3 protein-coding genes are annotated in these 11,781 nt (G+C 66.0%); 2 read left to right on the top strand and 1 reads right to left on the bottom strand.

Annotation, left to right across the window (positions count from 1 at the left end; genetic code table 11):
* Window positions 1–114 precede the first annotated feature (114 nt).
* Together AB0366_RS03645 and AB0366_RS03640 are read left to right on the top strand one after the other, a co-directional pair.
* Complete coding sequence (locus tag AB0366_RS03645; protein WP_366242735.1) at window positions 115–9,711, top strand: amino acid adenylation domain-containing protein; 9,597 nt, start codon at window positions 115–117, stop codon at window positions 9,709–9,711.
* Window positions 9,708–9,944, top strand: coding sequence for a phosphopantetheine-binding protein (locus tag AB0366_RS03640; protein ID WP_032403517.1), 237 nt, complete (start codon window positions 9,708–9,710; stop codon window positions 9,942–9,944). Before AB0366_RS03645 ends, AB0366_RS03640 begins: the two co-directional genes overlap by 4 nt.
* Here AB0366_RS03640 and AB0366_RS03635 read toward each other — a convergent pair.
* Window positions 9,938–11,749 (bottom strand): siderophore-interacting protein, encoded by a 1,812-nt coding sequence (locus AB0366_RS03635; RefSeq protein WP_366242734.1) that lies wholly within the window; start codon window positions 11,747–11,749, stop codon window positions 9,938–9,940. The two genes, AB0366_RS03640 and AB0366_RS03635, sit on opposite strands and share 7 nt — an antisense overlap.
* Window positions 11,750–11,781: the final 32 nt, after the last annotated feature.

Raw genomic sequence — 11,781 nt, 5'->3', positions numbered from 1 at the left:
GTTCGGGCAACGGTGAACTGCGGTAGAACCGCGACCCGATCTGCACCACGATTCAAGACTGCATTAGGTTAGGCTAACGTATTCTTTGTCGTTGCGAGCGGGGTGAGGTGCACTATGGGTCGACTTCGGCTGACGCCTGCGCAGCTGGGTGTCTGGGCTGCGGAGCAGGTCACTCCGGATGCGGATGCGTTCCGGATTTCGCAGTTGGTCTGGCTGGACGGCGAGGTCGACCCTTCACTTCTCGCGCGCGCTGTCGCCCTCGCCGTCTCCGAGGCCGATGTTCTGGAGTGTCGACCCGTGGTCGGCGACGACGGCGTCCCCATGCTCGACGCGGTATCGGCACCGTCTGTCGAATCAACGGTCGTCGAGCAGGGTCGTTCCGACTCGGAGATTCGGTCGGAGGCATTGGCCCGATGCCGCCGTCGTGGCCTCGGCTCGTCGCGATTCGAATCGCAGTCGTCGATTCATCGCAGGTCCGGTGGCGGGTGGGCATGGGAGTTCTCGACTCATCACCTACTCCTCGATGCCTACGGCCTTGGGCTCGTCACTCGTCGGGTCGCAGAGGTGTATACCTCTCTGGCCGAGGGTCTTTCGGTGCCCGAGCGGTGGTTCGGGGACTATGTGTCGATGGTCGACGGTGTCGACGCGGGCGATTCCGAACGATTCTGGGCAGCGAAGTTCGAGGAGGTCTCCGAGACCTCGGCCGTCGGATTCGATTCCTCGCGCCAGTTCTTCCTCACCGACGCACGAGGACACGGCCGCGTTCCGGACGAGGTGGCGGCGTCGGTCGACGCACTCGCGCGTTCGGCGCGGGTCACATGGTCCGAGGTCGTGGCGTTGGGCTGGGGGCTGTTCACGTCCGCGCGCGACGGACGGGACCTGTTCGCGGTCCGGTTGCCGCAGATGAACCGCTCGGGCGGTGTGGCGCTGCGGACTCCGGCAATGCTGGTCGGTGCCGCGCAGGTGACGTTGCGGATTTCTCCGTCCGAGACGGTCGCCGAGTTGGTGCAGCGGGTCCGAGGCGAGATGCGGGAGGTCGTCGGTCATCAGATGGCGGGGGAGACCCTTGCGCGATTGTGGCCGAACGGGCCGGAGGACTACGCGGCATTGCCGCAGTTGAACGTGAAGGCCTTCGACTACGACTACGGCTTCGGGTCGATCGCCGGCCGCCAGGAAACGGTCACGAGTGGACCGGCCGGCCGACTGGACCTGATGGTGTATCGCGATCGGGTGCACGGATTCGCGATGGACCTGACATCGAGTGACCCTGCGGCAACTGCCGAATCGGTCACCGACACCGCCACTGCCTTCGTCGACTTTCTCGGCAGACTGTCCGAGGACCCCGGTGCGAGGGTGGCGAAGCTGGATGCACTGACCGGCCACGACCGAACGATGACAGAGCAATGGTCGCGCGGTGTCGAGGTGCACGCGGATGGCGCGACGCTCGATTCGCTCGTCCGCCTGCAGATGTCGAGAACGCCCGACGCAGTGGCGATCGTCGATCACACCGGTGCGGAGTTCAGCTTCTCCGAGATCGCAACCCGCGTCGAGGCGATGGCCGCGCAGTTGTGCGCCCGCGGTGTGACGCGAGGCGACCGCGTGGCAGTCATGCTCGAGCGTTCGGTGGATCTGGTGGTGACACTGCTTGCCGTCGTGCGAACCGGTGCCGCCTACGTTCCGATCGACCCGGAACACCCGTCCGAACGCATCGGCCGCATCCTCGACGACGCCGCGGCCGCGGTGACGGTCACGGACGTGGCGGGGGCGGACCACCCCGCCGTACTCGAGACCGTCGTTCTGGTCGATTCGCTGGAACGATCGGACTCGATCGTTGCCCCGGTGCCTCCGACAGCGTCGGACATCGCATACGTCATCTTCACGTCCGGAACCACGGGACGACCCAAGGGGGTCATGGTCTCTCATCGCGCAATCGTCAACAGATTGCTCTGGGGCGAGACGGTCCATCCGGTTGCCGGGGAACGCGTCCTCGTCAAGACTCCCGCGACGTTCGACGTGTCGGTCCCGGAGATATTCGGACCCCTTGCCTTCGGCGGCACCCTGGTCCTGGCGACCGGCGACGGCCACCGCGACCCGAGGTATCTCAGCGACGCGATCCGCCGACACCGCATCTCGCGGGTGAACTTCGTACCCGCCATGGCCCATGCCTTCGTCGAGGCCGAGCTGGGATTCCATGACACCCTGCGCTTGACTGCGCTTGCGGGAGAGGCATTTCCGACCTCTCTCGGCACCGCTCTCTCGGGCGTCGTATCCGGCGACATCGCCAACGTGTACGGCCCTACCGAAACCGGAGAGATCACTTTCCACCGTGTCGATCCGACAACGATCGAAAACTACGGTGCGACGGTTCCCATCGGCGCGCCCGTCGCGAACACTCGCGCCCTCGTTCTCGACACGTGGCTGCGCCCGGTGCCCGCCGGTGTGGTCGGCGAACTGTACTTGGGTGGAGCACAACTCGCCGATGGATACATCGGACGCCCGGAGCTGACCGCGGCACGATTCGTCGCCGATCCGCGATCCGGTCTGCGGCTGTACCGCACCGGAGACCTGGTGCGGTGGAACGATTCCGGAGCGCTCGAGTACATCGGCCGCACCGACGATCAGATCAAGATCCGCGGAATACGCATCGAACTCGACGACATTCGCGTCGCACTCGAACGCCACCCCGCCGTCTCCGCAGCCGTCGTCGTCGCAGTCGAGCATCCCGCAGGCGGGTACTACCTCGCCGCTTATCACACCGGCGGAGCCGTCGATGGCGATGATCTCCGCGACTTCGTGGGAACCCAGGTTCCGGATTACATGGTCCCCACGGTCTTCGCGGCTTTGGACTCGATCCCGACCACCGCCAACGGAAAGATCGATCGCCGAGCCCTGCCTCGTCCCTACCTGGCGGCTGCGAGCACGCCGACCGGCCGCACACCCCGGACGAACACCGAACATGCGCTGGCGCAGATCTTCTGCGAGGTACTGAACCTGCCGAGCGATATTTCTCTGTCGGTGGACGACGACTTCTTCCGGCTCGGTGGACACTCGCTGTCGGCGGCCCGCATGGTCGCGCGCATCGGCGCGGCGACGGGCGGAGCGCTGACCCTGCGCGATGTGTTCGACGCACCCTCGCTCGGTGGGTTGGCGGCATGCGTCGACGCCGCCAGGAGTGGAGCCTGCGGAATGACCCCGGTGCGCAGGGGGTCCACCTCGAAGCCGATGTCGGTCACCGACATCGAGCGGACCGACGCCGTTCCGGCGTCGTACGGGCAGCAGGCACTGTGGATCAGCGAGCACATCGACTCCGACAGCTTCTATCGCACGGGTGAAATCCTGCGCGTCGTCGGTCGGTTCGATGTCGATTCCCTGCAACGAGCTGTCGCCGGGTTGGTACACCGGCACGAGATCCTGAGGACCACCTTCTCGCCGGACGAGAACGGCGAGCTCCAACAGGTCGTCCACCCGGTGCCGGATCCGGCAGACCAGGTCCGGGTCGTGGACGCGAGCCCGTCCGAGACGACAACCTTGATCGAACAGTTGCTCGACGAACAGCTCGATCTTGCAGCAGATTTCGGTATGCGGTTCACCATCGTCGCGTCGGGTGACTCGGGGTTCGTGGTGTTCCAGCGCCACCACATGGTGACCGACGACAGGTCCAATTCCATCCTCCTGCGCGATCTCGGTGCGCTCTACCGACAAGAACTCGGTCTAGGCCGCGCCGATCTACCCGAGCTCGCAGTCCAGTACGGCGACTTCGCGGTGTGGAATCGCATCTCGCTCGGAACGCAAGCCGACCCGCAGTCGCAGTACCGGCGTGAACTCGACTACTGGAATGCCACCCTGGACGGGTGCCCGGCCGAGACGCGTCTACCGCTCGATGCCGATCGTTCCACGGTCACGACCCGAACACGACGGTCCGTCACACTCGCGTTGTCGGACAACGATTCCGCAGACGTCGCGAAGTTCCTGATCACGTCGGCATCGACGCCTCTGCAGGCGATCATCGTGGCGGCGGCGCTGGCGCTGTGGCACGAGGGTGCGGGGACGTCCATTCCGATCGGATCGCCCATCGACCTCAGGGACGATCCTGCCCTGGCCGACCTGATCGGGTATTTCATCAACACGGTCGTCATCCGCACCGACCTCGACGAGGCAACAGGATTCGGGGCCGCACTCCGACGCACGCGCGAGCGGGTGCTCGATGCGCAGGAGCACAAGCACGTTCCGTTCGACAGCGTGGTCGATCACGTCCTGACGGGTAGGCGGTCGCAGGCCTCCCCGCTGTTCCAGGTCATGGCGGTGTACACCTCTGCAGATGCCCATACGCCGGATACGGACCGGCCGTTCGAGATTCACGACCCCTGGGCGTCCGACTCCGAGGACGACACTGTCGCAGCATTGTTCGATCTCGTCGTCGGCATCGAACAGCGACCGGATGGGCGATTCGCCATCGGGGTGGACGCCGTGGACGGGCTGTTCGAGGTGGCGACGGTCGAACGGCTCGCACACGAGATCCGTGCGTTTCTGGTGTGGGGCAGTCGATACCCCGATGCCCCCATCCCGATGCTGTCTCGATTTGCTTCCACCGACGTTCCCTCCGCGGCTGTCCCGTGCACGACGCCGGGCGCAGTCCTCCGCACAGCCCTGCCGTCGGTCGACGCACGTCGGGCAGAACTGCGGCGCATGAGCGTCGATCAGGTCGCTGTGTCGCTGTTCGGTCAGGACCACTACGAGCGGCTGCGCATCGAGGACACCGGGGACCAGGCCTGGCTGGTTGGGTTCGACGTGTCGGAGCCGCACTGGCTCGACGCGATGGCCGCGGTGATCGAGCAACTCGTCGACGGTTATGCGGACGGAATCACCCTGGCGCTCAGTGCACGTGAGACCCCGCCGCGTGACACCGATGCACCGGATGACCTGTCGCAGCTGCTCGACGACCCGTTCTGGGAGGACTGGGTCGACTCGCTCGCCGATCTCGATGTCGCCGATCCACGAGCCCGTGATTCCAGTGGTCCCAACCGAGGGGCGGCTAGCGCCCGGTGCCGAATCCTGAGCGATGTCGACGAGCCGTCGCGTACCCGTGCCGTTCTCCTGGCTGCGGTTGCCCGCGCGTACGCCGACCCCGATCCCGACGGTGCACTGATCGTCGAGTTCGAGGAGTCCTTCGCGGGTGGCGCGTCGACGTTCCTCACTGCCATCGACGCGGACGTGCTTGCCCTCGCTGCCGACGGCGACGCCGCGATCGTCGATCGGCTTGTGGCCGCGGCCGAATGGGACCCTCGGCGCAAGCACGAATACGAGCTGATATCCGCAAGCCCCACTCACCGCCGGTTTTTCGACGACCTCCCCGATCCGGCGGTCACCGTGTCGGTGCGCCGAACGGATTGCGAAGCAGTCGAATTGCCGAACCCGGCAGGAGCGAATCGGATCCACGTGAGTCTGTGGGTCGATCGTCGCACTGCAGACGACAGCGTCGCAGTGCGCGTGCACGTCGGAGTCGGCGACCGACTCGAACTCGACGCCGAGCAGTTGGCTCGCGGCATCGCCGGAGTCCTCGAAGAATCCGGAGTTGCGCTCAGCGGGTTGAATTTCGAGAGCCGGCTCACGGCCGGGCGGGTGGACCGGATATCGCTGCCGCCGGCCGAGGTTGCGCGCATTGTGCAGCGGTACGGCACCGGTGTGGAGATACTGCCGCTGTCGCCGCTCCAGAGCGGCCTGCTCTATCACATCATTCGCGCCCGCGAAGCCGACGATCACAACGCCTACATCTCGCAGATCTCCTACGACCTGACCGGTGACGTCGACCCGGACAGGATGAGGTCGGCCATCGCCACTGCCCTCGACCGTTATCCCAACGTGCGCGCGGGGTTCGTCTCGACGGCCGACGGTGAGGTTCAGGTCATCCCGTCGCGCACCGAGCTCCCGTACCGCGTGGTGACGGCTCGTCAGTGGGCGGAGGAACACGGATCGGCTGCCGAACTGCTCGAGGCCGAACGCGACACACCGTTCGATCACGAACGGCCACCGCTGCTGAGATTCGTTCTCGTCGAGCTCGATTCCGACCTGTGGACGCTGTGCATGACCACCGAACACATCCTGATGGACGGCTGGTCGCTCTACGCGTTCCTCGGGGAGATCCTCGACATCTACACCGATCCCGGGTACGCGGACCGCGTCGCGCCTGCCTCGTTCCGCGACTATCTCGATTGGGTTGCGCACCGAGACCACGACGTTGCGGCAGCGGCGTGGTCCGACTACCTGGCCGACCTGGCCGGACCGTCCATCGTGTGGCCGGGTGGCGGTGACCTCATCGGTAGTCGGGTGGATACCGCGGACCTTCACCTCGACCTCGATCCCGCCGTCGCCCGCGATGTACACGAGATCGCACGCGAGGTGGGGGTGACCGTCTCGACTGTTCTGCAGGCTTCGTGGGCGATGACTCTCGGCCGGTTGCTCGGGACATCCGATGTGGTGATCGGCAACAACGTGTCGGGCAGGCCGCCGGAACTGGTCGATGCCGACCGCATCATCGGACTGTTGTTCAACACGTTGCCGTTTCGCGTTCGCTCGAGCCCGTTCGAGTCGGCGGCGACGATGCTGCGGCGCGTTCAAGCCGAGCAACTCGACGTGATGGAGCACTCCTACGTCGCATTGAGCGACATTCAGGAACGCGCCGGCTCGGGTGCGCTGTTCGACACGCTCTTCGTCGTCCAGAATTTCGGGTACGAGGACTCGGGTCCGGGGGAGGACACGGAGATCGACGTCCAGTCCGGATCGTCGACCGACGCCACTCACTATCCGTTGACCTTCGCAGTCAGTCCCTCGGCGGAGGACGGCAATCACGCTGTGCACGTGCGGTTGTCGTATCGACGAGATGCGTTCGGCGACGACGACGCCCAGCGCGTTCTCGGCCGGTACGTGTCGATCCTGACGGACATGGTCTCGGACACCGCCCGGCCGGTGAGCCGGATCTCGGCGTCGCTGCCCGGTGAGGAGGCGCTCGTCCGCGTCAGCGGTGAAAACCGTGTCGTGGTGGACGAGACGGTCAACGATCTTCTGCGCCGCCAGGTGTCGCGGACGCCGCAGGCAACTGCTCTGGTGTCGGGGCACCGGGAGTACTCGTTCGCCGAGTTCTTCGCGCGAGTCAACCAGTACGCGCGGCTGTTGCTCGCACACGGGGTCCGGCCGGAACACCGGGTGGCTCTCCTGCTGCCGCGGGACGAGCGCATGGTGATCTCGATGTTCGCCGTGTTCGCAGTCGGCGCAGCCTACGTTCCGATCGACGCCGAACACCCGGACGACCGGATCGACTACATGCTGGGCGCTGCGGAACCGACCGTCACTCTCGTCACCTCGAGGGACCGGTCCCGGATCGGCGAGGTCGCCGGGATCGTCGTCGATCTGGACGACGCCGGCGTGATCGCCGACATCGACCGTCGAGCCCCGGCGGCGATCACCGACCACGAACGCGGTGGGGCCATCCGGCCGGACAACCTGGCCTATGTCATCTTCACCTCCGGCTCGACCGGCAGGCCAAAGGGTGTTGCGGTCGGGTATCGGGGACTGACCAACATGTACGTCAACCACGTTGCCAAGATCTTCGACCGAGTCGTCGCTCACCAGGGTGGACGCACGATGCGGATCGCGCACACCACCTCGTTCGCCTTCGACGCCTCTTGGGAGCAACTGTTCTGGATGCTCGACGGGCACACCGTCGACGTCATCGACGAGGAACTGCGGCGCGAGCCCGGTCGGCTTCTGGCGTACTACGATTCGGCTCGCGTCGACGGCTTCGACGTCACACCGTCCTACGGTCAGCTTCTGGTCGACGAGGGTCTGCTGGACCGGGACCGGCCGTCGGGACGCTCGGTGGACGCCGAGGCGGCCGGTGTGGTGTTCGTATCGCTCGGCGGAGAGGCTGTGCCCGAACGGCTCTGGCAGCAGTTGCGGAACGCACCGGGAGTCGAGGCCTACAACCTGTACGGCCCTACCGAATACACGATCAACGCTCTGGGAGCCGATCTGGCCGACAGCGAGACCTCGTCGGTGGGAACGCCGATCTGCAACACCCGCGCGTACATCCTCGACCACAGCCTGCAGCCGACGTTGCCGGGCGTGGCAGGCGAGCTCTACCTGGCCGGTTCCGGTGTGGCACGGGGCTATTGGGGTAGGCCCGACGCGTCGGCCGAGCGCTTCTCCGCATGTCCGTGGGAGAGCGGAGCTCGGATGTATCGCACCGGGGATCTCGTGCGGCGCACCCCCGAGGGGACGATCGAATATCTCGGTCGCGCAGACGATCAGGTCAAGATTCGCGGGTACCGCATCGAACCGAGCGAGGTCGCCGATGTCCTCGCCGACGATCCGTCGGTCGCACGCGCAGCGGTCGTGGCTCGTCCCTCGCCGTCCGGGGCCGTGGCGCTGTACGGCTACGTGGTTCCTGCGCCGGGCACGGTGGTCGATCTCGATGATGTGCGCGTTCGCGCCAGGGGCATTCTGCCCGACTACATGGTTCCCTCGGGACTGGCTGTGCTCGAGTCGATTCCGCTCACGGTCAACGGAAAGGTCGACGCGCGTGCGCTTCCCGAGATCGTCGGTGCGGACGACGTCCACGTCGCCCCCGACACCGCCGAAGAACTTCTCGTCGAGGCTGCGGTAACGGATCTGCTGGGACTGGAACGGATTTCGACCACCGCGAACTTCTTCGAGTCGGGCGGGAACTCACTGATCGCGATGCGTCTGATCGCGCGCTTGCATCGAGACACCGGTCGCGACCTCAGGGTGAAGGACATCTTCGCCCGGCAGACGATCGGCGAGATCGCGCGGCTGTTGGAGGAGGATTCGCGCGAGGTGCCGCCGTCGGAGGCGATCACGGTGCCGTTGCGTCCTGGTACGAGCGGCAGAACCCTGTTCTGTATTCACGAGTACAACGGGTTCGCGACCATCTACTCGCAGCTGCTCGACGGCGTGCCGTCCGGGTGGGCCGTGGTGGGCATGCAGGATCCCGTCCACGGCGGAAGTCTGGTCGTCGCAGACGGTTTCGATGCACTGTGCGACGTCTACGTCGATGCCGTCCTCGCTCGACAGCCGGACGGGCCGTACGACATCCTGGGCTGGTCCTACGGCGGACACCTGGCTCTCGGCGTCGTCCGACGGTTGGTCGACCGAGGTCACGACGTCGCCACGTTGACGATCCTCGACGCCGTTCCCACCGTCGACGGAAGGCTGCTCGACGGATCGCTGCGCGACGACGACGAAATAATGCCCGAGGGTGTCTCGGCCTACGACATGGTGCACGACACCGACGTGCAGGACGAGTTCATGGCCCGATTCGCGCGCCGGGAAGAGGGCATCGGCAACATGTCGCCCGGGGAGATCGACACGCTCAGTCCCACCCAGAAACGTACGTGGGCGACGGCGGGAATGCGGGCCGAATTCATGCAGAGACAACCTACTCGAGGTCGATTCGACGGGCCGACGCTCCTGGTCACCGCCAGCGCAGGCAAGCCCGTCGGGCACTCCGGTCGGGTGGCCGAGATGTGGCGTGACTTCGTACCGGAACTCGTTGTCGTCGATGTCGATTCGACACATTCGGGAATGCTCGACGATGCCCGCCCCCGACGAGAATGGCTGCCTGCGCTGAGCCGTCATCTCGTGACCGACCGCGCCATGGTGACCACCACGGCGACTTCCCAGGAAGAAGGACGATGATCGTTACCGAGGAACAAGCACTGACCGATATCGCGGAGATCCTCTACGTCGACGTGGCCGAGCTCGAACGCGACGTGGATCTGCGAGACCAGGGTATGGACTCGGTCCGCATCATGGCCCTCGTGCAACAGTGGCGGCAGGCGGGGTTGCCGGAGGTGGACTTCATCGCGCTCGCCGAGGACCAACGGATAGAGCACTGGCTGACGGTGCTGAAGACACTGCAGAATCAGTAGTTCGGCGCGAGCCGGAACACCACTTCTCCCCAGCCGATCGTCACGCGTTCCAGCACGCGCAGACCGGCGCGTCCGAACAGGTCGTCGTACTCGGCGTTGGTTCTGGTTCCACCACCGGTGAGCGCGAAGTGGAGCAGATCGTCTTCGTACTCGTAGTCCTCGGCGGTGGCGTGTTCAAGCGGTGCCGCGAAGACGAAGACGGACCCGCCGGCACCGACGCTGCGGCCTGCACGGTCGAGTACGTGGACCGCGTCCTCGTCGGGCATCAGGTCGAGTAGGTTCGCCAGCAGCACGCCGTCCGGTGAATCCGAACGGGTCTCGAGCATGCTGGACGGTTCGAGGACCACGCGAGCCCGATCACCCTGCAGGCGGCGAATTCCGGCGAGTTCGCTCGGGTGTCCGGCGACGGTTACCGTGACGTCTGCTCGGGCGTCGACGAACGCACCCGCGAATCGCCCGGCTCCGCGCCCGGCGATCACCAGTGTCCTTATGTCGGAGAACAACTCGGATTTGGCCAGAGTGTCGGCGATGACATCGGCTTCGTCCTCGTCGGCTTCCAGGGCTGCCGGTTCGGATCGAAGGAGTTCGCGGAACGAGGTACCGAACCAGGACTCGTAGTCGCCCCTGCCCGTTCGGACCGCAGCGAGCAGTGCGAGTACTCCGAGCTCGCGGCGAGCGGGGATGCCGCCCAAGTCGAATTCGGTCGCGTGCCACTCGTCGGTGAGTTCGAGTCCGGCAGCGGTGAGGCGGTAGGTGTCGCCGTGGCCCGGTTCCAGAGCGCCGGCCGCGGCGAGGTAGCGCACCAGCTTGCCCAGCCCCTGCTCGTGGGTCTGCGTGGCGGCCGCCATGGCCGGGATCGTCAGTGGGCCTCGTTCGAGAGCGTCGAACAGTCCGACGGTGACGCCGACACGAACGGCGAACGGAGGCAACAGGTCCAGTCGGTCGTGAAGATCGTCGTGCTCGGACGGCTCCGACTCGGCGACATCCGGCTCGTCCGCGCTTCGGCGCCAGTAGCCGACCACATCGAGATGGTCCTTCGGTACGTTCCTGTTCTCACGCAACCATCGGCGGATCGGGGTGAGGGACGTCGCTTCTCCTGCGACCCAGACGAATACGGATCCGTCCCACCACTGCGCTGCGCGGATCGCGTCGAAGAGCAGAGGCGTCGAACCGGCAGGTGCGCCGTCGCGGCTCAGCCATGTCACCGTGATCCCGTCGCGGACGGGCAGTTCCTGCCGATGCGCGGGCTCGGCTACCTCGACGAAAACCTGTGCCCGCAGACCGGCCGGACTTTCCTCGATCCATCTCCCGATCGCAGGCAACGCGGTCTCGTCTCCGGCGATCAGCGCCCAGTCGACACCCTCGGGGTAGCTCCTCGACATCTTGGGCCCCGCCACGTGCACTCGCTCGCCCGGTGTCGCCCGGTAGGCCCAGCTGGTGGCCGGTCCACTGCCGTGCCTGACGAAGTCGATGTCGGCCTCACCGGATACCGGGTCCCAGCGTCTGATCGTGTACGTGCGGGTGATCGATCGTGGATCGCGCGGCCACGCGAGAGCGCCGTCTCCCTGCGTGGGAACGAGCGGCTCGTCCAGATCCGGATGGCAGAACACGATCTTGAGATTGTCGTCGAAACCCGAGGATCGGAATTCGGCCACCGGATATCCACTGTCGGAACGAAAGGCGCGGAGTTGCTCGCCGCCGAGGGTCACCCGTCGCATTCCGGGTGTGACGTCCTCGACGCGAAGGACCTCCAGAGCACGGGTGGTGATGGGGTGGACGTCGTTCGTCCTGGTGCTGCGCGCCACTGTTCCTCCGTCGATTGCCGCCTTAGTGAGGC

Origin of the sequence: Rhodococcus sp. NPDC076796 (genome assembly GCF_040702765.1) — a bacterium.
Taxonomy (GTDB): domain Bacteria; phylum Actinomycetota; class Actinomycetes; order Mycobacteriales; family Mycobacteriaceae; genus Rhodococcoides.
The sequence above is the reverse complement of the archived record's forward strand: the minus strand, read 5'-3'. Positions and strand labels throughout refer to the sequence as shown.